Genomic DNA, 20,691 nt, shown 5'->3' with positions numbered 1-20,691 from the left:
CATGACGGTCTATCCACTGCCGGCGGCAGAGCTGAAGGGCGAGGGCATGACGTCGCAGCGCGCCCGCGACCGGCTGGCCGCGATGCTCAAGGACAGCGGCATTCGCGATGCGCGGGTGATCGAAGTGATCCGCAACCTGCCGCGCCATCACTTCATCGATCAGGCGCTGCATTCGCGCGCCTACGAGAACGACGCGCTGCCGATCGGCCATGGCCAGACCATCTCGCAACCGTGGGTGGTGGCGCGCATGACCGAGGCGCTGCTCGAGCATTTCGACGCGAAGCAGGGCATGCCGCAGAAGGTGCTGGAAATCGGCACCGGCTCGGGCTACCAGGCCGCCGTGCTGGCCGCGCTGGTGCCGCAGCTGTTCACGGTGGAGCGGATCGAGGCGCTGTTGCGCCAGGCCCGCCGCCGCTTCCGCCAACTGGGCCTGACCAACCTGCGTTCGCGCCACGACGACGGCAAGCTGGGCTGGCCCGACGAGGCGCCGTTCGACGCGATCATCCTCACCGCCGCCGGCGACACCATTCCCACCCGCATCCTCGATCAGCTCAGCCCGACCGGCGTGCTGGTGGCGCCGGTGGGTTCACCCAGCCGGCAAACGCTGATCCGCATGCGTGGCGACGGGCAGGGCGACTTCATCCAGGAAGAACTCGGCCCGGTCAGCTTCGTGCCCCTGCTTGGCGGTATCGGCTGATGCGCCTGTTTGCCGGGCTGTACGCGCGTGCACTGAGCTGGGCGCGCGATCGCAGAGCGTTGTACTACCTGTCCGGGCTCAGTTTCGTCGAGGCGTTCATCTTTCCGATTCCGCCGGAAGTGATGCTGGCGCCGATGATGCTGGGCAAGCGGCACAAGGCGTTCTTTTTCGCCAACATCAGCCTGCTGTTTTCGCTGCTGGGCGCCCTGGTCGGCTACGTGCTGGGCCACTGGGCCTTCCATGCGCTGCGGCCCGCGCTGGATGCGCTGCATCTGCTGACGCCGATCGAACAGGGCGTGGCGGTGCTGAGCAAGCAGATGGTCGAGCATCACTGGGGCATGTTCGGCGTGCTGATCCTGGCCGCGCTGCAGCCGGTGGTGCCGATGAAGTTCGTCACCTGGGCCTGCGGCATCATCGGCGTGCCGATCCTGCCGTTCCTGGCCTGCATCGGGCTCGGCCGTGGCAAGCGCGTGTGGCTGCTTGCCCTGTTGATCCGCCTGTTCGGCGAACGCGCCGAGCGCATCCTGCACAAATACGTCGAGTGGATCGGCTGGACGGCCTTGCTGGCGCTGGCGCTGCTGCTGGTGTGGTGGTTCGTCCTGCGCTGAAGTGGTGAATTTTTCAAGTCGGGCGAGCCTGGCGGCCTCCCGCCACGGTGACGTCGCATGAAAATCACTGTCTGCCTCGGTATGCTGATGCCCATGGATCGATATCTTCAATGGCCGGCGTTGCTGGTCGCAGCCTCGCTGCTTGCCGCTTGCGGCACCATGCGCAGCTCGGTGGTGGTGGAACCGGCGGCCGGAACGACCTATCGCCACGCCGCCGTGGTCACTCCGCCGCCCGTTCCCGCGCGTACGCCGATACCCGGTGGCAGCTACCAGGTATTGCATGGCGACACGCTTTATTCGATCGCATTCCGCAAGGGCGTGGATTTTCGCGATCTGGCCCAGTGGAACGGGATCGCCGAGCCGTACACGATCTGGCCGGGGCAGCGCCTGACGCTGGCGCCGCCGGGCAGGCGTGTGGTGGCACCGTCGAACGCGGCTGCGCCGATCCGGGCAGCTGGGTCGAGCGTCGCCGCCGCGCCGGTGTTCGAGTCCGTGCCAACGCCGGCATCACCCGCCACGGCGGCGGTCGCGGGGGTTCCGGCCGCCGCGCATCCGGCCGCCGGGCAGGCAGCTCCGCCGGTGACCACGATGGCAAAGCCGGTCAGGCCTGCGGTTGCCGCCGCCGCCCCCAGTGTCGTGCCGGTCGCCGGCGTTGCGCCGGTGCCAGCGGCCGCGATGCCGCCCCCGGCCACGCCGGCGGCGGGCGTTTCGCGGGTGGTCAGCGGCGTGCAGTGGCACTGGCCAGCCGAGGGCAACCTGGTGGGTCGCTTCAACAGCGCCGATGCGATTCCCGGCATCGAGATCGCGGGCAAGTCCGGCGATCCGATCCGGGCGGCCGCCGATGGCGTGGTGGTCTACAGCGGCAACGGCCTGGTCGGCTATGGCGAACTGGTGATCATCAAGCACAGCGACAGCTTCCTGTCGGCGTATGGCCACAACCGCAAGCGGCTGGTCAAGGAAGGACAGCAGGTGAGCAGGGGGCAGCAGATCGCCGAGATGGGCTCGACCGGCACCACCCGCAACGAGCTGGAATTCCAGATCCGCAAGGACGGCAACCCGGTCGATCCGATGGGCTATCTGCCGCAACGTTGATGCGGTCGGGCAGGCGGCCGCGGCCTGCGCGCAGGGGCAATCAGCCGGGCGGCAGGATGAAGGCGGCGACCACCCGGCGGCCTTCGTCGGCCAGCAGGTTATAGGTGCGCGCCGCGGCGGCGTTGTCCATCACCTCGATACCGATGTTCCTGCGCAGGAAACCCGCCATGAACGCGGCCGCCGGGAAAGTCTGGCGCGCGCCGGTGCCCAGCACGACCAGTTCGGGGTTCAGTGCCAGCAAGGCTTCGACATGGCCGGCATCGAGCGTCTCGGCAGCCGTGACGGGCCAGTTCTCGATCGCCCTGTCCGGTGCCAGCAGGAAGCTGGAGGTGAGTTCGCGATCAATCAGGGTGATGCCGTGCGCGGCCACTCGGCGCACATACAGATAGCCTTCGGGGCGTTCCAGCGACAGATCCATCAGCGTGGCAGGGCGATCTTCGGTTCGTCGACATTGCGGCGGAACAGCACCACGACATGGCCGATCTGCTGGATCTGCTCGGCGCCGGTGCCGCCGGTGAGCACGTCGATCTGCGCCTGGCGCTCTTCCTTGTCGCCGCCGGACAGCTTGATCTTGACCAGTTCGTGGATGTCCAGCGCCTGGTTCAGTTCCTTCACCACGGCCTCCGTGGCGCCCTTGTTGCCCAGCAGGACGACCGCGCTCAGGTCATGGGCGAGGCTGCGCAGGTAACGGATCTGCGAGGAGGTGAGGGCCATGCGGTGGGACTCGATTCACGGTTGATGAACGGCAAAGGGTATCATGCGGGTATCCCGTTCCCCAATCGACGATTGCACGACATGGCCCGCAGCAAAAGCAGTGCAGTATGGCTGCGCGAACATTTCAACGACGAATACGTGAAAAAGGCCCAGGCCGAAGGCCTGCGCTCGCGTGCCGTCTACAAGCTGGAGGAGCTGCTCGAACGCGACCGGCTGCTCAAGCCGGGCATCAACGTGGTCGACCTCGGTGCGGCGCCGGGCAGCTGGTCCCAGCTGGTGCGCAACCGGTTGGGCGACAGCGGCAAGGTCTTCGCCTTGGACATCCTGCCGATGCAAAGCATTGCCGGGGTGGACTTCCTGCAGGGCGACTTCCGCGAGGAAAGCGTGTTGAAGGAGCTGGAGTCGCGCCTGGATGGCCTCAAGGTCGATCTTGTACTGTGCGACATGGCCCCCAATATGAGTGGAGTGGCCCTGGCCGACCAGATCCGCGCGATGGCTTTGTGCGAACTGGCGCTCGACTTCAGCCGGGACTGGCTGAAGCCGGGCGGATCGTTCCTGATCAAGTTGTTCCAGGGTGTCGGCTTTGACGATTACTTGCGCAGCTTGCGCGCGGACTTCAGCCGCGTGACGATGCGTAAACCTAAGGCCTCCCGCGCGCGTTCGCGTGAGGTATATGCGCTGGCGACGGGCCGCAAGCCCGCCGCGGCGTCACCGGGCGAGAACCGTGCATGAATGAAACAGCGAAAAATGTGTTGCTCTGGGTAATCATCGCGGTGGTGCTGTTCACCGTGTTCCAGAACTTCAATCCGCGTGGCGCCGCTTCCACGGACATGGCCTACAGCGCGTTCGTGCAGAGCGTGGACAACGGCAACGTGGCCAACGCCACGATCGGTGCCGACCAGCCCGCCACGATCAGCGGCAAGCTGAAGGATGGCAGCGCGTTCCGCACCATCGCCCCGATCCTGGGCTTTTCCACCAGCCAGGTGGTCAAGCAGATGCAGGACAAGGGCGTCGAAGTCCGGCAGGACCCGTCCGAAGGTTTCTCGCTGATCGGCCTGCTGGTGAGCTGGCTGCCGGTGCTGCTGATCGTGGGCGTGTTCATCTGGTTCATGCGCCAGATGCAGTCCGGTGGTGGCGGCCGCGGCGCGATGAGCTTCGGCCGTTCGCGCGCGAAGCTGCAGGGCGAGGACCAGATCAAGGTCAACTTCAGCGACGTGGCCGGTTGTGACGAAGCCAAGGAGGAGGTCGGCGAACTGGTCGAGTTCCTGCGCGATCCGTCCAAGTTCCAGAAGCTCGGCGGCAAGATTCCCCGCGGCGTGCTGATGGTCGGTCCTCCCGGCACCGGCAAGACCCTGCTGGCGAAGGCCATCGCGGGCGAGGCCAAGGTGCCGTTCTTCTCGATTTCCGGTTCGGACTTCGTCGAGATGTTCGTCGGCGTCGGTGCCAGCCGCGTGCGCGACATGTTCGAGCAGGCCAAGAAGCATGCGCCCTGCATCATCTTCATCGATGAAATCGACGCGGTCGGCCGTCATCGCGGCGCCGGCCTCGGTGGCGGGCACGACGAGCGCGAGCAGACCCTGAACGCCTTGCTGGTCGAGATGGACGGCTTCGAGGGCAGTGAAGGCATCATCGTGATCGCGGCGACCAACCGTCCCGACGTGCTCGACCCGGCCCTATTGCGTCCGGGCCGCTTCGACCGGCAGGTCGTGGTGGGGCTGCCCGACGTTCGCGGTCGCGAGCAGATCCTCAAGGTACACATGCGCAAGGTGCCGACCGCCAGCGACGTCAACGCCATGACGATCGCCCGCGGCACCCCCGGCTTCTCCGGTGCCGACCTGGCCAACCTGGTCAATGAGGCCGCCCTGTTCGCCGCGCGCGAGAACGCGCGTGAAGTGCGCATGAGCCACCTCGACAAGGCACGCGACAAGATCCTGATGGGCGCCGAGCGTCGCTCGATGGCGATGAGCGAGGACGAGAAGAAACTCACCGCCTATCACGAGGCGGGCCATGCCATCGTCGGGCGCCTCGTGCCCGAGCACGATCCGGTCTACAAGGTCACCATCATTCCGCGCGGGCGCGCGCTCGGCGTCACCATGTACCTGCCCGAAGGCGACAAGTACAGCATCAACCGCGTAGCCATCCAGTCTCAGTTGTGTTCGCTGTATGGCGGTCGCGTGGCCGAGGAGCTGATCTTCGGCGCCGACAAGGTCACCACCGGTGCATCGAATGACATCGAGCGGGCCACCAAGATGGCGCGCAACATGGCCACCAAGTGGGGCCTGTCGGACGAGCTTGGTCCGATCACCTACGGCGAGGACGAGGACGAGGTCTTCCTCGGCCGCTCGGTGACCCAGCACAAGAGCATCTCCAACGAAACCGCGAGCAAGATCGATGGCGTGGTGCGGGGCATCCTGGATCGCGCCTATGCGCGCAGCACGGAACTGCTGACGGCGAACCTGGACAAGCTGCACATGATGGCCGACGCCCTGCTGCAGTACGAGACGATCGACGCACACCAGATCGACGACATCATGGCCGGGCGTGTTCCCGGACCGCCGGCGGACTGGACGAAGAGCGCCTCCACCGGCAGCACGCCGCCACCGCCGCCGCCGAAGGGCGACACCGGCTCGGCCGTGGGCAAGGTCGGTGATCCGGCGCCGCAGAGCCGCGACAGGTGGAATGGCTGATCGTCGTTTGGACGGCTATTCGAGCAACCGGGAAAGCGCGACCGATGGTCGCCTTTTTCATGGTCGGACCATCGGCGACAAATTTGGTGAAGAAATTTTGCGAAAAGGGTTGACGCAAGAGGTCGGAGTCTGAATAATTCCGCTTCTGGCTTCGCCGGCTTGTTCCCCAGACAACCGCCGGTTCGGCTGAAAAGTTTCACAGTGCGCCCGTAGCTCAGTTGGATAGAGTACCTGGCTACGAACTAGGTGGTCGGGAGTTCGAATCTCTCCGGGCGCACCATTTTTATTCCGGGACAGGGTGTCTGCATCCGTCCTGTTTTCAACCAGGAGCCTGCACGGTCCGCGTTGAAAACGGTGGTGAGGAAATACCAAGGTGTGCTTCGATACGATTGACTGGGCGAGGCGTCACCCGTAACATTTCAAGGCTTCGGTGCGACATGACCGGGGATTCGAAAGCGGGGTATAGCTCAGTCTGGTAGAGCGTTGCGTTTGGGACGCAAAAGTCGGGGGTTCGAATCCCTCTGCCCCGACCAGCGACACGTTCTGCCGACAGGACGGCGCCTGTAGCTCAACCGGATAGAGCATCGGCCTTCTAAGCCGACGGTTGCAGGTTCGAGTCCTGTCTGGCGCACCAGTATCAAACGATGGTGGATGTAGCTCAGCTGGTTAGAGTCCCGGATTGTGATTCCGGTTGTCGTGGGTTCGAATCCCATCATCCACCCCAGTTTCAAATCCGTCCATGCGGATACAATCAGTTCATGGGCCGTTAGCTCAGTTGGTAGAGCAGTTGACTCTTAATCAATTGGTCCACAGTTCGAATCTGTGACGGCCCACCAATAAAACAGCCACCCAGGGAAACTCGGGTGGCTGTTCTCTTTGCGGAATCCGAAACGCGCGACCCTGATGAAGTCACCAGGCTGGCGGTGCAGGGCGAATCCGAAGGTTCGCCCCGACCGCTACGGCCGACGTTGTGGCCCCGCCCTCAGATGGTCTTTGCCAGTCCGTCGGCCACGCCGATGTAACTGCCGGGCGTCAGTTCCAGCAACCGCTGTTTCGCCTCGGCCGGAAGATCCAGGCTGGCGATGAACTCGCGCATCGAGTCCCTGGTGATGCCGTGGCCGCGGGTCAGCGCCTTGAGCTGTTCGTAAGGCTGCGGCAGGCCATAGCGGCGCATCACCGTCTGCACGGCCTCGGCCAGCACTTCCCAGCTGGCGTCGAGGTCGGCGCCGATGCGCTCGGCGTTGACGTTGAGCTTGCCAAGACCCTTCTTCAATGACTCCAGCGCCACCAGGCCGTGGCCGAACGCGGTGCCCAGCGCACGCAGCACGGTGGAGTCGGTGAGGTCGCGCTGCCAGCGGCTGATCGGCAGCTTTTCGGCGAAGTGGCCGAGCAGCGCGTTGGCGAGGCCGAAGTTGCCTTCGGCGTTTTCGAAGTCGATCGGGTTGACCTTGTGCGGCATGGTCGAGGAGCCGACTTCGCCGGCCTTCAGCGTCTGCTTGAAGTAACCCAGCGAGATGTAGCCCCAGATGTCCCGGGCCAGGTCGATCAGGATGATGTTGGCGCGGCGCACCGCGTCGCAGTATTCGGCCACGTTGTCGTGCGGCTCGATCTGGGTGGTGTAGGCGTTGTAGTCGAGGCCCAGGCTTTCGACGAAGCGCTGCGAGAACGCGCGCCAGTCCACGTCCGGGTAGGTGATGACGTGGGCGTTGTAGTTGCCCACGGCGCCGTTGATCTTGCCGGAGACTTCGACCGCTACCAGCTGCTGACGCTGGCGCTCCAGCCGCGCCACCACGTTGGCGATTTCCTTGCCCAGGGTGCTGGGCGAGGCGGTCTGGCCGTGGGTGCGCGAGAGCAATGGCAGGTTCGCGTTGTCGTGGGCCATGTCGCGCAGCTTGCCGATCACGGCGTCGAGCTGCGGCAGCAGCACGCCGCTGCGGGCGTCGCGCAGCATCAGTGCGTAGGACAGGTTGTTGATGTCCTCGCTGGTGCAGGCGAAGTGCACGAACTCCTTTGCCTGCGCCAGGCTGGCGTCGGCGCCGATCTTTTCCTTGATGAAGTACTCGACCGCCTTGACGTCGTGGTTGGTGGTCGCCTCGATCGCCTTGATCCGCTCGCCGTCGGCTTCGCTGAAGTTTTCCGCGATGGCCTTCAGGATGGCGACCTGGGCTGCGTCGAAAGACGGCAGCTCGACGATCTTCGGTTCGGCGGCCAGCGCCAGCAGCCATTCGATTTCCACCTGCACGCGGCGGTGCATCAGGCCGAATTCGCTGAAGATCGGGCGCAGCGCTTCGACCTTGCTGGCATAGCGGCCATCCAGCGGCGACAGGGCGGTGAGGGCGTGCTTGGACATCGGGGCGTTCCGGCGAGGGGAAACCGCCATTTTACATTGACCGCGCGTCCGTGCCCGGCGGCTTATAGTGGGCGGACGCATCCGTTCTCCCTGTATCCCGAACGTGGCGCCGCCCCGATCCATCCATTTCCCAAGGATCTTCCCCATGAGCAATTTCCGCATCGAACACGACAGCATGGGCGAGCTGAAAGTCCCCGCCGACGCGCTGTACGGCGCGCAGACCCAGCGCGCGATCGACAACTTCCCGATTTCCGGCCTGCATTTGCCGCGCCCGTTCATCCGCGCCCTGGGCCTGATCAAGGCGGCCGCGGCCGAGGTCAACGTCGCGATGGGGCATTTGAAGAAGAACCAGGCCGCGGCGATCCGCAAGGCGTCGATGGCGGTGGCGGAAGGCCAGCATGACGCACAGTTCCCGATCGACATCTTCCAGACCGGCTCGGGCACCAGCACCAACATGAACGCGAACGAGGTGATCGCGCACCTGGCGGTGGCGGCGGGCGCGAAGGTGCATCCGAACGACCATGTCAATTATGGGCAGAGCTCGAACGACGTGATCCCCACCGCCATCCATGTCAGCGCCACGCTGACCACCACCGAGCAGTTGCTGCCCGCGCTGAAGCATCTGAAGAAGGCGATCGACCAGCGTGCCCGCGAGCTGAAGAACACGCCCAAGACCGGCCGCACCCACCTGATGGACGCGATGCCGATCACCTTCGGCCAGGAGCTGTCGGGCTGGTCCGCACAGATCGGCTCGGCGATCGAACGGATCGAGGATGCCCTGAAGCGCATGCGCCGCTTGCCGCAGGGTGGCACGGCGGTGGGCACCGGCATCAATGCCGACCCGAAGTTCGGCCCGGCGATGGCGCTGCAGCTGAAGAAGCTGACCGGGGTGAGGTTCGAGTCGGCGGAAAATTATTTCGAGGGCATGGCAGCACAAGACGCCGCCGTCGAGTTGTCCGGCGCGCTGAAGACGCTGGCGGTGGCGCTGATGAAGATCGCCAACGACCTGCGCTGGATGAACTCGGGTCCGCTCGCTGGCCTGGGCGAGATCGAGCTGCCGGCGCTGCAACCGGGGTCGTCGATCATGCCGGGCAAGGTCAACCCGGTGATCCCGGAGGCGGTGGCGATGGTCGCCGCCCAGGTGATCGGCAACGACGCCTCGATCACCATCGCCGGCCAGTCCGGCAACTTCCAGCTCAACGTGATGCTGCCGCTGATCGCGCACAACCTGCTGCAGTCGATCGGGATACTGGCCAACGTCAGCGTGTTGCTGGCCGACAAGGCGATCGCCGGGTTCAAGGTCAACAGGGCGCGGGTCGACCAGGCGCTGGCGATGAATCCGATCCTGGTCACCGCGTTGAATCCGGTGATCGGCTACGAGAAAGGTGCGGCCACCGCCAAGCTCGCCTACAAGCAGCACCGGCCGATCATGGACGTGGCGCTGGAAACCACCGGCTTGTCGAAGAGCGAATTGAAGAAGCTGCTTGATCCGCTGACACTGACCCGTGGCGGCATCCACGGCGAAGGCAAATAGCCTGTCTGCAGCCTGGAAAGGAAGTGGCCCGCATCATGCCGGCCACTTCCGTCGACTTGTCGCGGTCTTCAGTTGATCAGCAAGGGACGCAGCGTGGGCCATGCGTTGTCGAGCACGCGCAGCTGGGCGACCGCCGTCGGATGCACGCCGTCATCCAGCAGCAGGGCGGGCTTGTCCGAAATGCCGGCCATCAGGGACGGCAACAGCGTGACGTGCTGATCCTTCGCCACCCTGGCATAGACCTGCCGCAGGGTGTCTGCGCAGTGATCCTTGTCGAGTTTGGCCGGGATCTCGAAACCCAGTACGGCGACCTTTGCTCCGGAGGCCTGGGCCAGGTCGATCAGCTGGGTCATGTGCTGCTCCAGCGCTTGCCGATTGGCGCCGAGGATGGCGTCGTTGGCGCCCAGCTCGAGGATGATCAGCCGCGGATGGTGAGCGGTGATCAATGCGGGCAATTCCTTCAGTGCGTCCTCCATGGTCTTGCCGCCGCGGCTGGCGTTGACGATCGAAGGCGGAGTCGTCGTGGCGTGGTCGACGCGCTGCTGCAGCAGGTTCACCCAGCCCGCTTCGGCCGGGATGCGGTGCGCCGAGCTCAGGCTGTCACCAACCAGCAGAACGGTCCCGGTCGGTGCCGTGGCATGGCTGGCGGGGGATGGCGAGGCTTGCGCCAGTGGCGTGGCGAGAGTCAGTGCAAGCAGCAGGCAGGGCAGGAGGCGCATGGTGATTCCTCGGGGTGCGGGAGGCCGACGCAGTCGGGACGACTTCGTGGAATGAACGGTGGAGCGGAAGGGTGGATACAGGCGGTATCCGCGCGGGAAGGGGCTCGTCCGGCACGCGTGCCGGATGGTCCCTCGTCAGTCCTTGGCGTCGCTCTCGCAGTCCGCCACGTCGGATGAGCTGACGATCGAAGCGTAGGGCTTGAAGGACGCCAGTTGCGTGGCCAGCTGGTCCTGCACGGTCTTGATCGAAGCCTGCGCCTTGCAGATGTCGAGGCTCAGCTGCTGCATTTGCCCGGCTCCAGCCTCGGCTGTCTCGCCAGCATTGCCCGGCGCGGAGGACGTGCTGGCCACGACCGCTTTGGCCGCCATGCGGACGCCGGCCTTGCCCATGGCCAGGCCGGTTTCATGCACCGAGCGCACGCTCTGGTTGTACTGGGCCAGCAGGCTGCGTTCGGCGGGCGTGGTGACGACAGCCTTGCCGTCGACGGCGAACGTGCCGTCAGCATCGATCGTGGCCTTCGACGTGCCGATGACGCGCAGGGTCACCTGGTTTCCATCCAGAGTGATCGCACCATTGGCCATGACGGTATCGGGCGTGTTGCAGGCAGCAAGCGTGCATGCCAGTACGGCGAGAAGCAGTGGGCGGGCGAGAGCTTTCATGACAGGTCCGTTGTTCGGTTCAAGAGAAGACTTGTGATCGTCCGATGGCAGCTCCGCCAGTCGCCGGGGCGGCTGGCGGAGCCTGGGCCGCTCAGTCGGAGAACACGGCAAAGCCCTTCTTGCCATCCTTGTCGGTCATCTCCTTGCCGCAGTCGTCGATGTCCTTTTGCGTCATCGTGGCGTACGGCCTGAACGCCGGCATGGCCGCGGCGAGTTTCTGCTGCGAGGCCAGCAGGTCCGGTAGCCGCTTGCACAGGGCCATGGCGGCGGCCTGGATCTTGTCGGTCTGCGGCTTGATGCTCGCCTCGATCTCCTTGTCGTCCTTGCCGCTGAGCGCACCCCAGATGGCCTGCTTCGCCGCCGTGACGCCGATGTCCGCGCCCTGTGCACCGATGTCCATGCCGGCCTCGGCGATGCCGAGGACCTGCTGTCGGTAGTCGACCAGCATGACGTGCTGCTCCGGCGTGGCATCGATCGGCTTGCCCGCGATCACCAGGTTGCCTTGCGGGGTGATCGCCGCCTTGGGCAGGGAGGAGTCGCGGTGGACGCCCGGTTCCGTGTTGAAGTGGACGTCGCCGATGCTGATGTCCTTGGTGGCCAGTTCCTGCTTGGCCTGCTCGATGCCCTCACGGACCTTGGCGGCGATCGACGAGGACGAGGTCTGGGTGCTGGCCTGCCTTGCTGCCGGGGCATCCTGGTCCGAGTGGCTGCAGGCGGCCAGTGGCAGCAGCAGGGCCGATGCGAGGATGCCGCTGGCGAAGAGATGGCTTTTCATCGTGTGTTCTCCCTTGTGATTCGTTCGGATGTTCAGCTGTCGTCGCGCCAGCGGCGGAACCAGGTCGCACCGGCCAGCAGGGCGGCGCCGATCACCACACCGATCCACAGGTTCGGCGAGGCTGCCATGTGCCAGGTGTTGACCAGGTCCAGGGCGTCGCTGCCGGTGACGTGGCTGACCATGTTGTCGCTGTCCGCGCTGAAGATGCTGCCGCTGCCGGGGAACACGCTGAACAGGGCGCGCTGCACGATGTTCTTCCAGAACCAGGTGGCCGGCAGGTTGAACAGGCCCATGATGCCGAACCAGCTCACCAGCAGACCGGCGCCGACCGGCAGTGCCACCGCCCACAGGAACGGCTTGCTGCGTGCCCAGGCCGAACAGATCAGCAACCAGCCCACCGCCGGGGCGGCCCACAACACATACAGCGGGATGTAGCCGATCAGGTTGAACATGACCTTGAACGGGTGCGCCAGTACCAGCAGCTGCCACACGTTGACGCCGTGGAAGGACAGCGTGATCGCCACGATCAGCAGTTGCAGCATGCCCACGATGATGCCCACGATCACGGCCACGATGGGCGCGACGACGGTGGCGCTGACGACCTTGGACAACACGGTGCTCGCGTCGGAGATCGGCAGCGATTTCCAGAACAGGATGCTGCGGTCGCGGCGGTCGTCGTACAGCGCGCCGAGGCAGTAGAAGAACACCACGAAGCCGAGCACCACGATCAGCAATCCCATGGCCGAGTACATCGCGATGTCCAGGGCGAATCCGACCTTGCTCATGTCGCCGGCGTCCATGCCCTCGATGACCTTGCGCAGTCCGCCGCTGGCGCCGAAGCTGATGCCCTGGCGGGCGCCGAGCACCTCGGCGGTGATGATGCCCATGATGTTCAGCAGCAGGAAGATGCCGCCGGTGATGACCGGCGCCCAGAAGAAGCCGCCCCGGTGTTCCCAGAATTCGCGCTTTACCAGCCAGTAGAAGGTTTTCATGCGTAGGTTCCCTTCATGGTGGCGACGAACAGGTCGCTGATGGACGGCCGGCGGGTTTCGCCCAGCTGTTCCAGCACCGCGCGGTTCGCGCCGTCAAACAGAAAAATGCTCTTGCCGAAGACCTGGCGTTCGTCGATGGGCTTCAATGCCCGGGCCGCGTCGGCCTTGTCGGCGCCCACCATCACCTCGATGAAGCGTTCGCCCACTGCGTCCATGTCCGCATCCAGCACGATCCTGCCGTCGCGGATGAACATCAGGTCGGTGAGGATGTGTTCGACTTCCTCGACCTGGTGGGTGGTGACGATGATCGTCTTGTTCTCGTCGAAGTAGTCTTCCAGCAGGTTCTGGTAGAACTGCTTGCGATAGAGGATGTCCAGGCCCAGGGTCGGTTCGTCCAGGATCAGCAGGCGGGCGTCGATCGCCATCACCAGGGCCAGGTGCAGCTGCACGATCATGCCCTTGGACATCTGCCGCACGCGCTGGTCGGGCTGCAGCTTGGTGCGGGCCAGAAAGGCCTCGCACTTCTTGCGGTCGAAGCGCGGATGCACGTTGGCGACGAAGTCGATCGCCTGGCTCACCTTGATCCAGCGCGGCAGCACGGCCACGTCGGCGATGAAGCAGACCTCGCCCATCAGCTTGTCGCGTTGCTTGCGCGGGTCGAAACCCAGCACGTTCAGCTCGCCGCTGAAATCGGTCAATCCCAGGATCGCCTTCAGCGCGGTGGTCTTGCCGGCACCGTTGGGACCGATCAGGCCCACGATGCGGCCGGGCTCGATCTGGAAGCTGGTGTTGTCCAGCGCCAGCGCCGACTTGTAACGCTTGGTCAGGCCGTTGGCCGTGATTACCGCGCTCATGATCCTTCCTCCTTGTCCGTGGCGGCTTCGCGCAGCAGTGTCTTGAGATCCAGCCCCATCCGCTGCAGCCGGGCAAACAGCGCCGGCCACTCTTCGCGCAGGAAGCGCTCGCGTTCCGATTTCAGCAGCGCCTCGCGAGCGCCTTCAATGACGAACATGCCCAAGCCCCTCCGTTTCTCAACCAGTTGTTCGTCGACCAGTTCCTGGTATGCCTTGGATACCGTCAGCGGATTGATCTGATACTCCGCTGCCACCTGGCGTACCGACGGCAGCGGGTCGCCCTCGTTCAAGGCGCCGTCCAGGATCATCGCCACGACACGCTGGTGCAGTTGGCGATAGATCGGGACGCTGTCGTTCCAGGTAATGGTCATGTCTTATTCCTTGCTGATGCGACCGAATTTGTTGCCGAACGAATAGTAGGGCATGGCCAGTTGCGACCCGAGCAGGCTGAACTGCCCCGAGGTGCCAGACTCGCCCAGGTTGCCCAGTACCGACATCGTGCCGATGGCGGCGGTGTCGTTGCCGGGCAGCAGGGCCGCGCTGCGCATTTCCGCCGCGCTGGGGCGAACCTGGACCGGTGCCAGGTTGGTGACGCGGGCGGCGCCCTGCTGGGCAGCTGCGGCCGGCTGGCTGTCGACGTTGTAGTTGACGACGCTCAGGCTCGCGACGGTGAGCAGGACGGCGGCGGCGCTGGCGATCAGGTTGTGCGCTTTCATGACGGGCCTCCTTGGTGACCTCGTTGGGTGGTGTTGTAGTGAACTATAACACCGACTTTCGGACGGTCAATAGGCTGAAGCCGAATTGGCAACATGACTGATGGCAGGGGTCCCCCTTGGCGTCCGGGCGGGACGTCACGTCCATCCGGCGGAGGCGGTTGCGCCGTTGGCCCGCGCTGCGCCGGCTTCGTGCTTCAATACCTGGCTTCAATCCGGAGGTGGACGTGGAGCTTGAACTGGCTGGTCGCATCGTCGTCGTCACCGGCGCGAGCAAGGGCATCGGGCTGGCCTGTGCGATCGCCTTCGCCCGCGAAGGCGCCAGCGTGATCGGCGTTTCCCGCGATCCGGCCAACCTGCGTGTCGCGCAGGAGCAACTGGCGTCGCTGGGCCTGGCCATGGATGTCGACCCGGCGGATCTCAAGGACAGCGTGGCGGCGCAACTGGTGATGGAACGCATCGTCAACGACCACGGGCCCATCGACGTACTGGTCAATTGCGCGGGCGCCGCCCGGCGCACGCCGCCGGACGAACTGGACGCGACCGCCGTGCTCGCGGCGATGCAGGCGAAGTACCTCAGCTACATGCACGCGATCGATCCGGTGATTCGTGCGATGGCGGCGCGCGGCACGGGAAGCATCGTCAACGTGATCGGGCAGGGTGGCCGCCAGGCCAATCCGCAGCACATCGGTGGCGGTTCGGCGAATGCCGCCCTGATGCTGGCCACAGTGGGCTATGCCAATGCCTACGCGGCCAAGGGCGTGCGGGTGAATGCCATCAACCCGGGCATAACCCGTACCGGTCGCGTTGACGAAGGACTGGCGGCTGCGGTGCGGGCCAGCGGGCAAGCGCGCGAGGCGGTGCTGGCCAGTCAGCTGGCCGGCATTCCACTGGGGCGCATGGCCGAGCCCGCCGAGATTGCCGACGTCGCGGTTTTCCTCGCCTCGGTGCGGGCCAGTTATGTCACCGGCGCCATCATCCCGATGGATGGCGGCAAGACCTCGACGATCTGAGCGCCACCACGGCAAGGGCCGACACGGATGCCGGCCCTTGCGGGCCGGTGGTCAGTCCCTGGCGACGTAGACCTGCTTGCCGCCGACCCAGGTCTGCAACACTTTCGTGTTCCAGATCTTGCTGGAAGGATCCTTCATCACGTCGTGATCGATCAGGATGAAGTCGGCCCACTTGCCCGGTTCCAGCGTGCCCAGGGTTTTCTCGGCATGCTCGGCGTAGGCCGCGTCCAGGGTGAATGCACGCAAGGCCTCGGTCAGGCTCAGGTCCTGCTGCGGGTACCAGCCACCCGGGGGCTGACCCTGATGGTCTTCGCGGGTCACCGCCGAATACAACCCGTAGAACGGATCGGGCGATTCCACTGGGAAGTCCGAGCCGGCGGCGATCACGGTGCCCTGCTTGAGGAAACTCTGCCAGGCATAGGCACCCTTGATGCGCTCGTGGCCGATCCGGTCCTCGGCCATGTTCATGTCCGAGGTGGCATGGGTGGGCTGCATCGAGGCGATCAGGTGCAGGCTCACGAAGCGCGGGATGTCCTGCATCGAAACGATCTGCGCATGTTCGACGCGGTTGCGCAGGGCGACCGCCTCCGGATGGGTCTTGTAGGCGGCGGCGAAGCTGTCCAGCACCTCGCGGTTGGCGTGGTCGCCGATGGCATGGATGCCGACCTGGTAGCCCTTGCCGAAGGCCTTCTCGATTTTCGAAGTCATCACCGCCGGCGGCAGGAACAGCAGGCCGTTGTTGTGCGGATCGTCGGAGTAGGGCTTCAGCATCGCCGCGCCGCGGCTGCCCAGCGCGCCGTCGGCGAACAGCTTGACCGCGCGCACGGTGAGGAAGTCGTTGCCGTAGCTGATCAGCGGGCCGTCCTTGCTGATCGCGTCGAAGGCCTCGCCGGTGTCGCGGATCATCGCGTAGATGCGCGCGGTGAGCTTGTGCGCGTCGGCGTACTGCCGATACAGCTGGTAGTTCTCCAGATCGATGCCTGCATCGCTGATCCCGGTAAGCCCGACGCTGGCCATCTCGGCCAGCGCGGTGTCCAGCGCCTCGATCCGGTCCTGCTGGGTCAATGCCGGCACCACGGCGTTGACCAGGTCCACGGCGCCATCGACGAAGACGCCGGACGGGTTGCCGTGGGCGTCGCGCTCAATGCGTCCGCCACTGGGTTCCCGGGTGGTCTTGCCGACGCCGGCCAGCTTGATCGCCGCCGAGTTCGCCCATGCAGCGTGACCATCGATGCGGCTCAGCCATACCGGTCGGTCGGACACCACGGCGTCGAGCTCCTGCGCGGTGGGGAAACGCCCCAGCTTCCAGATTTCCTGGTTCCAGCCACCACCGCGTATCCAGGTCGCGTCGGGATGGGCCGCCGCGTACGCCTTCACTTTCGCCAGCGCTTCGTCCAGCGATTTCGTGGTGCTGAGATCCACGCTGTTGCGGGCGTAGCCGAGTTCGAGCACGTGACCGTGAGCGTCGATCAGCCCCGGCAGCAGGGTCTTGCCGTGGCCGTCGACGACCTTCGCGCCACCGGCGCGCTTGATCAGGTCGGCGCTGGTGCCGGTGGCGACGACCTTGCCCTGGTCCACCAGCAAGGCCTGGAAGTGCTGCAGCCTGCCATGGCTGTCGAGGGTGTAGCCGTTGACGTTGCTGACCAGCAGATCGGCGGCCGAAGCCGCCGGTGCCAGCACCAGCAGGGCCAGCAGGGAGAAGCGGAGCGAACGGATCATGGGCGGGGTCCGATGACGGATGGGCGAGGCCCAGTGTGTCTGCCCCGGCCCGTTTTTTCCACCGCGAGCAAACCGCTGCGACTCGATTGACCGTCGATGCAAAGCGGCTATATTCGGAACAATCTGACGGTGGATGTGACCTTTCTGATCAATCGTCCCCAAATGGAAACGACGATGACCGTATTGAGCGGCGCCCTGCAGGACCTCAACGACCTTTACTTCTTTGCCGCCGTGGTGGAGCACGCCGGTTTCTCCGCCGCCGGCCGCGCCCTGGGTGTGCCGAAATCGCGTCTCAGCAAGCGGGTCGCCCAGCTGGAGGAACGGCTCGGCGTGCGTCTGCTCCAGCGGACCACCCGGCGCTTCGTGGTGACCGAGGTGGGCGAGCGCTTCTACGCGCACTGCCGCGCCGTGCTGGAAGAGGCGCAGGCCGCCCAGGATGCGGTGGACGAGTTGCGTGCCGAGCCGCGTGGCGTGGTGCGCCTGAGTTGCCCGGTGTCCCTGACCCAGACGGTGCTGGCCTACCTGCTGCCCGAATTCCTGGCGCAGTATCCGAAGATGCAGGTGCGCCTGCTTTCCAGCGATCGGCGGGTCGACGTGATCGGCGAGGGCTACGACCTGGCGATCCGCGTGCGCAACAAGCTGGATACGGATGCGAACCTGGTGGTGCGCAGTTTTGGCAACTCCCGCACCAAGCTGGTCGCCAGTCCGGCATTGCTGAAGGCGCAGGGGCGGCCGACCTCGCCGGACGAGCTGGCCCGGCTGCCGGCGTTGTCGATGCGCGAGCACGAAGGCGCGCAGACGTGGGAGCTGATCGACGCGGGCGGCGCCCAGGTCAACGTGGAGGTGCATGCACGCCTGATCACCGGCGATTTCGCCGTGTTGCTGGAAGCCGCCCGCCGCGGCATGGGCGTGGCGTTGCTGCCGGAGTTCGTCTGCGCGCCGGCGATCACGGCGGGCGACCTCGAAGTGGTGCTGCCGGACTGGAGCATGCCCGAGGGCACCATGCATTTCGTCTACCCCAGCCGGCGCGGCATGCTGCCCGGCGTGCGGGCGCTGGTGGATTTCCTGGCCGAGCGCCTGCCGGTCACCACGCTGCTCAAGCACGAGCAGTGCAAGCAGCGCCCGCTGGATGCACTGCCGAAGTCCTGATGCGCTACGCTTGAACCTTTATGGACATCCATACGGCCGAATGACAATGATCGAAACCAAGCTTCCGAAAGTCGGCACCACCATCTTCAGCGTGATGAGCCAGCTCGCGCTGGAGCACAAGGCGGTGAACCTGGGCCAGGGTTTTCCCGACTTCGAGCCGCCGCAGGCATTGCGCGACGCGCTGAACCACGCGATGAACGACGGCCGCAACCAGTACGCGCCGATGCACGGCACCGCGGCGCTGCGCGAGCAGATCGCGCTGAAGACCGAGCGCCTGTACGGCCGCAAGCTCAACGTCGATACCGACATCACGGTGACCTCCGGCGCCACCGAGGCGATCTTCGCGGCGATCGCCGCCACGGTGCGCGCGGGCGAGGAAGTGATCGTGTTCGATCCGGCCTACGACTGCTACGAGCCGGCGATCGACCTGCAGGGCGCGTGCGCGGTGCACATCCCGCTGACCGTGCCGGCATTCTCGATCGACTGGCAGCGCGTGCGCGATGCGGTGACGCCGAAGACCCGCATGATCTTGATCAACACCCCGCACAATCCGTCCGGTGCGGTGTTGTCGGCCGCGGACCTGGACGAGCTGGCCGCGATCGTGCGCGACACGGCGATCGTGGTGCTGTCCGACGAGGTCTACGAGCACATCGTCTACGACGGCGCCCAGCACGAAAGCGTGCTGCGCCATCCGGAACTGGCCGAGCGCAGCTTCGTGGTGTCCTCCTTCGGCAAGACCTATCACTGCACCGGCTGGAAGGTCGGCTACGCGGTGGCACCGGCGGCGCTGACCGCCGAGTTCCGCAAGGTGCATCAATACCTCACCTTCTGCACCTTCCATCCGGCGCAGGTGGCGTTCGCCGAATTCATGGCCAGCACGCCGCAGCACTACCTGGAATTGCCGGCGTTCTACCAGGCCAAGCGCGACCGTTTCCGTGCACTGCTGGCGCCGTCGCGGTTCAAGCTGCTCGACGTGCCGGGCGGCTATTTCCAGCTGGTCGACTACTCGGCGATCCGCGACGGGGACGACCTCAGCGTCAGCCGCTGGCTGGTCGAGCAGGGCGGGGTGGCGGCGATCCCGCTGACGCCGTTCTACGAACAGGCGCCGGGAACGCGATTGCTGCGCCTGTGTTTTGCCAAGAGCGACGCCACCATGGAAGCGGCGGCGGAGCGCCTGTGCAAGCTATGAGCATGCAGCCACTGCAGGTTTCGCTGGTGCAGGGCGCCACCCGCTGGCACGACGCGCCGGCCAATCGCGACTACTACGGCACGCTGGTGCGCCAGGCCAGGGGCAGCGACCTGATCGTGCTGCCGGAGACGTTCCTGTCCGGTTTCAGCAACGACATCCAGGCCAGTGCCGACAGCATGGATGGCGAGGGCGTGGCCTGGCTGCGCGCGCTGGCGATCGAGGTCGGCGCGGTGGTCTGCGGCAGCCTGGCGATCCGCGAGGATGGCGTGGTCTACAACCGCCTGTTGTGGATGCAGCCGGACGGCAGCTTCCAGCAGTACGACAAGCGCCACCTGTTCCGCATGGCCGGCGAGCATACCCGCTACGGCGGCGGCAACCAGCGGCTGATCGTGGAGCTGAAGGGTTGGCGCGTCCTGCCGCAGGTCTGCTACGACCTGCGTTTCCCGGTGTGGTTGCGCAACCGCCGGCTGGCGACCGCTACCGGCGGCATGGACTACGATCTGGCCGTGTTCGTGGCGAACTGGCCGTCACCGCGCCGGCAGCCGTGGCGCACCTTGCTGCGCGCCCGCGCGATCGAGAACCTCAGCTACGTGGTCGGGGTGAACCGGGTCGGCGTGGACGGCAACGAGATCCCGTATGCCGGCGACAGCGCGGTACTCGATCCGGTCGGCGAACCGCTGGTGGAACTGGGTGCGCAGGAGCAGGTGGTGATGATCACGCTGGACCCGGCACCGCTGCTGGCCCATCGCGAACGCTTCCCGGCATGGATGGATGCCGACGCGTTCTCGCTCGACCCGGGTTGACCGACGCGCCGCATCGTCGTTCGCCGGACAACAAAAAGCCGCCTCGAAGGCGGCTTTTCTCGATGGGTCGGCGACGGCTCAGAGTATCGCCAGCACGGCCTCGGGCGGACGGCCGAGCGCCGCCTTGCCGTTGGCGACCACGATCGGTCGCTCGATCAGTTTCGGGTGCGCGACCATCGCGGCGATCAGGGCCTGGTCGTCAAGCGAGGGATGGTCCAGACCCAGCGCCTGGTAATCGTCCTCGCCCTGGCGCAGCAACTGGCGTGGGGTCATCCCCAGTTGCTGCAGCAGGGTCGAAAGCTCGGCGGCGGTCGGCGGCGTGTCGAGGTAGTTGACCACCTCGACGTCGGCGCCGCGTTCCTGCAGCAGCGCCAGCGTGGCGCGCGATTTCGAACAGCGGCTGTTGTGATAGATCCGCACCAT

The 20,691-nt window shown here is 65.6% G+C and carries 22 protein-coding genes and 5 tRNA genes; 15 read left to right on the top strand and 12 right to left on the bottom strand.

Annotated elements, in window-relative coordinates:
* Window position 1: 1 nt before the first annotated feature.
* The 3 genes from ABNK63_RS09410 to ABNK63_RS09400 all read left to right on the top strand — a co-directional run bounded on the left by ABNK63_RS09410 (window position 2) and on the right by ABNK63_RS09400 (window position 2,397).
* On the top strand, window positions 2-697 hold the full coding sequence (locus ABNK63_RS09410; RefSeq protein ID WP_056764729.1) for a protein-L-isoaspartate(D-aspartate) O-methyltransferase: 696 nt from the start codon (window positions 2-4) through the stop codon (window positions 695-697).
* Entirely contained in the window at window positions 697-1,305 is a 609-nt protein-coding gene (locus tag ABNK63_RS09405) for a VTT domain-containing protein (RefSeq protein WP_007809099.1), read from the top strand. Before ABNK63_RS09410 ends, ABNK63_RS09405 begins: the two co-directional genes overlap by 1 nt.
* An 81-nt stretch (window positions 1,306-1,386) precedes the next feature.
* Window positions 1,387-2,397, top strand: coding sequence for a peptidoglycan DD-metalloendopeptidase family protein (locus tag ABNK63_RS09400; RefSeq protein ID WP_350017206.1), 1,011 nt, complete (start codon window positions 1,387-1,389; stop codon window positions 2,395-2,397).
* Window positions 2,398-2,437: 40 nt separating this feature from the next.
* On the opposite strand, the gene ABNK63_RS09395 is transcribed toward ABNK63_RS09400, so the two are convergent.
* Both ABNK63_RS09395 and yhbY read right to left on the bottom strand, forming a co-directional pair.
* Window positions 2,438-2,815: an Mth938-like domain-containing protein gene (locus ABNK63_RS09395; RefSeq protein WP_350015461.1), complete on the bottom strand. Its 378-nt coding sequence runs from the start codon at window positions 2,813-2,815 to the stop codon at window positions 2,438-2,440.
* The gene (yhbY, locus tag ABNK63_RS09390; RefSeq protein WP_007809095.1) at window positions 2,815-3,111 is read right to left on the bottom strand and encodes a ribosome assembly RNA-binding protein YhbY; all 297 of its coding nucleotides are present in this window, start codon (window positions 3,109-3,111) and stop codon (window positions 2,815-2,817) included. Before yhbY ends, ABNK63_RS09395 begins: the two co-directional genes overlap by 1 nt.
* A gap of 81 nt (window positions 3,112-3,192) precedes the next feature.
* On the opposite strand from yhbY, the gene rlmE reads away from it, so the two are divergent.
* The 7 genes from rlmE to ABNK63_RS09355 all read left to right on the top strand — a co-directional run bounded on the left by rlmE (window position 3,193) and on the right by ABNK63_RS09355 (window position 6,634).
* Window positions 3,193-3,843, top strand: a complete 651-nt coding sequence (gene rlmE, locus ABNK63_RS09385) for a 23S rRNA (uridine(2552)-2'-O)-methyltransferase RlmE (protein WP_350017205.1) — start codon at window positions 3,193-3,195, stop codon at window positions 3,841-3,843.
* Window positions 3,840-5,798, top strand: a complete 1,959-nt coding sequence (ftsH, locus tag ABNK63_RS09380; protein ID WP_350015460.1) for an ATP-dependent zinc metalloprotease FtsH — start codon at window positions 3,840-3,842, stop codon at window positions 5,796-5,798. Before rlmE ends, ftsH begins: the two co-directional genes overlap by 4 nt.
* Window positions 5,799-6,001: 203 nt before the next feature.
* Window positions 6,002-6,078: transfer RNA gene (locus ABNK63_RS09375), tRNA-Arg, on the top strand.
* 176 nt (window positions 6,079-6,254) lie between these two features.
* Window positions 6,255-6,331, top strand: a tRNA-Pro gene (locus tag ABNK63_RS09370).
* A 24-nt stretch (window positions 6,332-6,355) separates the two neighbouring features.
* Window positions 6,356-6,432 (top strand) — tRNA-Arg (locus tag ABNK63_RS09365).
* Window positions 6,433-6,445: 13 nt separating this feature from the next.
* Window positions 6,446-6,522 (top strand) — tRNA-His (locus ABNK63_RS09360).
* Window positions 6,523-6,558: 36 nt separating this feature from the next.
* A tRNA-Lys gene (locus tag ABNK63_RS09355) sits at window positions 6,559-6,634 on the top strand.
* Between the two features lie 146 nt (window positions 6,635-6,780).
* Here ABNK63_RS09355 and purB read toward each other — a convergent pair.
* Entirely contained in the window at window positions 6,781-8,148 is a 1,368-nt protein-coding gene (gene purB, locus ABNK63_RS09350; RefSeq protein ID WP_007809092.1) for an adenylosuccinate lyase, read from the bottom strand.
* Between the two features lie 145 nt (window positions 8,149-8,293).
* Here purB and ABNK63_RS09345 point away from each other — a divergent pair, with 145 nt between their 5' ends.
* Window positions 8,294-9,682, top strand: a complete 1,389-nt coding sequence (locus ABNK63_RS09345) for a class II fumarate hydratase (protein ID WP_007809091.1) — start codon at window positions 8,294-8,296, stop codon at window positions 9,680-9,682.
* A 68-nt stretch (window positions 9,683-9,750) separates the two neighbouring features.
* On the opposite strand, the gene ABNK63_RS09340 is transcribed toward ABNK63_RS09345, so the two are convergent.
* The 7 genes from ABNK63_RS09340 to ABNK63_RS09310 all read right to left on the bottom strand — a co-directional run bounded on the left by ABNK63_RS09340 (window position 9,751) and on the right by ABNK63_RS09310 (window position 14,398).
* Window positions 9,751-10,401 (bottom strand): GDSL-type esterase/lipase family protein, encoded by a 651-nt coding sequence (locus ABNK63_RS09340; RefSeq protein WP_350015459.1) that lies wholly within the window; start codon window positions 10,399-10,401, stop codon window positions 9,751-9,753.
* Between the two features lie 135 nt (window positions 10,402-10,536).
* Entirely contained in the window at window positions 10,537-11,061 is a 525-nt protein-coding gene (locus ABNK63_RS09335) for a hypothetical protein (protein WP_350015458.1), read from the bottom strand.
* A gap of 91 nt (window positions 11,062-11,152) precedes the next feature.
* Complete coding sequence (locus ABNK63_RS09330) at window positions 11,153-11,836, bottom strand: hypothetical protein (RefSeq protein ID WP_007809086.1); 684 nt, start codon at window positions 11,834-11,836, stop codon at window positions 11,153-11,155.
* Between the two features lie 32 nt (window positions 11,837-11,868).
* Complete coding sequence (locus tag ABNK63_RS09325) at window positions 11,869-12,828, bottom strand: hypothetical protein (protein ID WP_350015457.1); 960 nt, start codon at window positions 12,826-12,828, stop codon at window positions 11,869-11,871.
* A complete protein-coding gene (locus ABNK63_RS09320; protein ID WP_007809082.1) occupies window positions 12,825-13,682 on the bottom strand; it encodes an ABC transporter ATP-binding protein in 858 nt (285 codons plus the stop codon). Before ABNK63_RS09320 ends, ABNK63_RS09325 begins: the two co-directional genes overlap by 4 nt.
* On the bottom strand, window positions 13,679-14,053 hold the full coding sequence (locus tag ABNK63_RS09315) for a GntR family transcriptional regulator (RefSeq protein WP_007809080.1): 375 nt from the start codon (window positions 14,051-14,053) through the stop codon (window positions 13,679-13,681). Before ABNK63_RS09315 ends, ABNK63_RS09320 begins: the two co-directional genes overlap by 4 nt.
* 3 nt (window positions 14,054-14,056) lie before the next feature.
* Complete coding sequence (locus ABNK63_RS09310; RefSeq protein WP_007809079.1) at window positions 14,057-14,398, bottom strand: hypothetical protein; 342 nt, start codon at window positions 14,396-14,398, stop codon at window positions 14,057-14,059.
* 224 nt (window positions 14,399-14,622) lie between these two features.
* Here ABNK63_RS09310 and ABNK63_RS09305 point away from each other — a divergent pair, with 224 nt between their 5' ends.
* Entirely contained in the window at window positions 14,623-15,408 is a 786-nt protein-coding gene (locus ABNK63_RS09305) for an SDR family oxidoreductase (protein ID WP_040673459.1), read from the top strand.
* 51 nt (window positions 15,409-15,459) lie between these two features.
* On the opposite strand, the gene ABNK63_RS09300 is transcribed toward ABNK63_RS09305, so the two are convergent.
* Window positions 15,460-17,127: an amidohydrolase gene (locus tag ABNK63_RS09300; RefSeq protein WP_350015456.1), complete on the bottom strand. Its 1,668-nt coding sequence runs from the start codon at window positions 17,125-17,127 to the stop codon at window positions 15,460-15,462.
* A 174-nt stretch (window positions 17,128-17,301) separates the two neighbouring features.
* Here ABNK63_RS09300 and ABNK63_RS09295 point away from each other — a divergent pair, with 174 nt between their 5' ends.
* From ABNK63_RS09295 to ABNK63_RS09285, 3 genes are read left to right on the top strand one after another with little or no spacing between them, the layout of a single operon-like run.
* Entirely contained in the window at window positions 17,302-18,276 is a 975-nt protein-coding gene (locus ABNK63_RS09295) for a LysR substrate-binding domain-containing protein (protein WP_040673457.1), read from the top strand.
* Window positions 18,277-18,322: 46 nt separating this feature from the next.
* A complete protein-coding gene (locus ABNK63_RS09290) occupies window positions 18,323-19,465 on the top strand; it encodes a pyridoxal phosphate-dependent aminotransferase (RefSeq protein ID WP_350015455.1) in 1,143 nt (380 codons plus the stop codon).
* Window positions 19,462-20,268 (top strand): amidohydrolase, encoded by an 807-nt coding sequence (locus tag ABNK63_RS09285; RefSeq protein WP_350015454.1) that lies wholly within the window; start codon window positions 19,462-19,464, stop codon window positions 20,266-20,268. The genes ABNK63_RS09290 and ABNK63_RS09285 overlap by 4 nt, the downstream gene beginning before the upstream one ends.
* Before the next feature lie 78 nt (window positions 20,269-20,346).
* Here the strand turns inward: ABNK63_RS09285 and arsC are convergent, their stop codons facing one another.
* Window positions 20,347-20,691, bottom strand: coding sequence for an arsenate reductase (glutaredoxin) (gene arsC, locus ABNK63_RS09280; RefSeq protein WP_007809068.1), 345 nt, complete (start codon window positions 20,689-20,691; stop codon window positions 20,347-20,349).

The sequence above is a fragment of the Rhodanobacter sp. IGA1.0 genome, from assembly GCF_040208325.1.
GTDB classification, from domain to species: Bacteria; Pseudomonadota; Gammaproteobacteria; order Xanthomonadales; family Rhodanobacteraceae; genus Rhodanobacter; species Rhodanobacter spathiphylli.
The sequence above is the reverse complement of the archived record's forward strand: the minus strand, read 5'-3'. Positions and strand labels throughout refer to the sequence as shown.

Excerpts from the sequence above, each read along its gene's own strand:
- ABNK63_RS09410 (WP_056764729.1), top strand. The coding sequence starts at position 2 with ATGACGGTCTATCCACTGCCGGCGGCAGAGCTGAAGGGCGAGGGCATG.
- ABNK63_RS09405 (WP_007809099.1), top strand. The coding sequence starts at position 697 with ATGCGCCTGTTTGCCGGGCTGTACGCGCGTGCACTGAGCTGGGCGCGC.
- ABNK63_RS09400 (WP_350017206.1), top strand. The coding sequence starts at position 1,387 with ATGCTGATGCCCATGGATCGATATCTTCAATGGCCGGCGTTGCTGGTC.
- ABNK63_RS09395 (WP_350015461.1), bottom strand. The coding sequence starts at position 2,815 with ATGGATCTGTCGCTGGAACGCCCCGAAGGCTATCTGTATGTGCGCCGA.
- yhbY (WP_007809095.1), bottom strand. The coding sequence starts at position 3,111 with ATGGCCCTCACCTCCTCGCAGATCCGTTACCTGCGCAGCCTCGCCCAT.
- rlmE (WP_350017205.1), top strand. The coding sequence starts at position 3,193 with ATGGCCCGCAGCAAAAGCAGTGCAGTATGGCTGCGCGAACATTTCAAC.
- ftsH (WP_350015460.1), top strand. The coding sequence starts at position 3,840 with ATGAATGAAACAGCGAAAAATGTGTTGCTCTGGGTAATCATCGCGGTG.
- purB (WP_007809092.1), bottom strand. The coding sequence starts at position 8,148 with ATGTCCAAGCACGCCCTCACCGCCCTGTCGCCGCTGGATGGCCGCTAT.
- ABNK63_RS09345 (WP_007809091.1), top strand. The coding sequence starts at position 8,294 with ATGAGCAATTTCCGCATCGAACACGACAGCATGGGCGAGCTGAAAGTC.
- ABNK63_RS09340 (WP_350015459.1), bottom strand. The coding sequence starts at position 10,401 with ATGCGCCTCCTGCCCTGCCTGCTGCTTGCACTGACTCTCGCCACGCCA.
- ABNK63_RS09335 (WP_350015458.1), bottom strand. The coding sequence starts at position 11,061 with ATGAAAGCTCTCGCCCGCCCACTGCTTCTCGCCGTACTGGCATGCACG.
- ABNK63_RS09330 (WP_007809086.1), bottom strand. The coding sequence starts at position 11,836 with ATGAAAAGCCATCTCTTCGCCAGCGGCATCCTCGCATCGGCCCTGCTG.
- ABNK63_RS09325 (WP_350015457.1), bottom strand. The coding sequence starts at position 12,828 with ATGAAAACCTTCTACTGGCTGGTAAAGCGCGAATTCTGGGAACACCGG.
- ABNK63_RS09320 (WP_007809082.1), bottom strand. The coding sequence starts at position 13,682 with ATGAGCGCGGTAATCACGGCCAACGGCCTGACCAAGCGTTACAAGTCG.
- ABNK63_RS09315 (WP_007809080.1), bottom strand. The coding sequence starts at position 14,053 with ATGACCATTACCTGGAACGACAGCGTCCCGATCTATCGCCAACTGCAC.
- ABNK63_RS09310 (WP_007809079.1), bottom strand. The coding sequence starts at position 14,398 with ATGAAAGCGCACAACCTGATCGCCAGCGCCGCCGCCGTCCTGCTCACC.
- ABNK63_RS09300 (WP_350015456.1), bottom strand. The coding sequence starts at position 17,127 with ATGATCCGTTCGCTCCGCTTCTCCCTGCTGGCCCTGCTGGTGCTGGCA.
- ABNK63_RS09295 (WP_040673457.1), top strand. The coding sequence starts at position 17,302 with ATGACCGTATTGAGCGGCGCCCTGCAGGACCTCAACGACCTTTACTTC.
- ABNK63_RS09290 (WP_350015455.1), top strand. The coding sequence starts at position 18,323 with ATGATCGAAACCAAGCTTCCGAAAGTCGGCACCACCATCTTCAGCGTG.
- ABNK63_RS09285 (WP_350015454.1), top strand. The coding sequence starts at position 19,462 with ATGAGCATGCAGCCACTGCAGGTTTCGCTGGTGCAGGGCGCCACCCGC.
- arsC (WP_007809068.1), bottom strand. The coding sequence starts at position 20,691 with ATGGTGCGGATCTATCACAACAGCCGCTGTTCGAAATCGCGCGCCACG.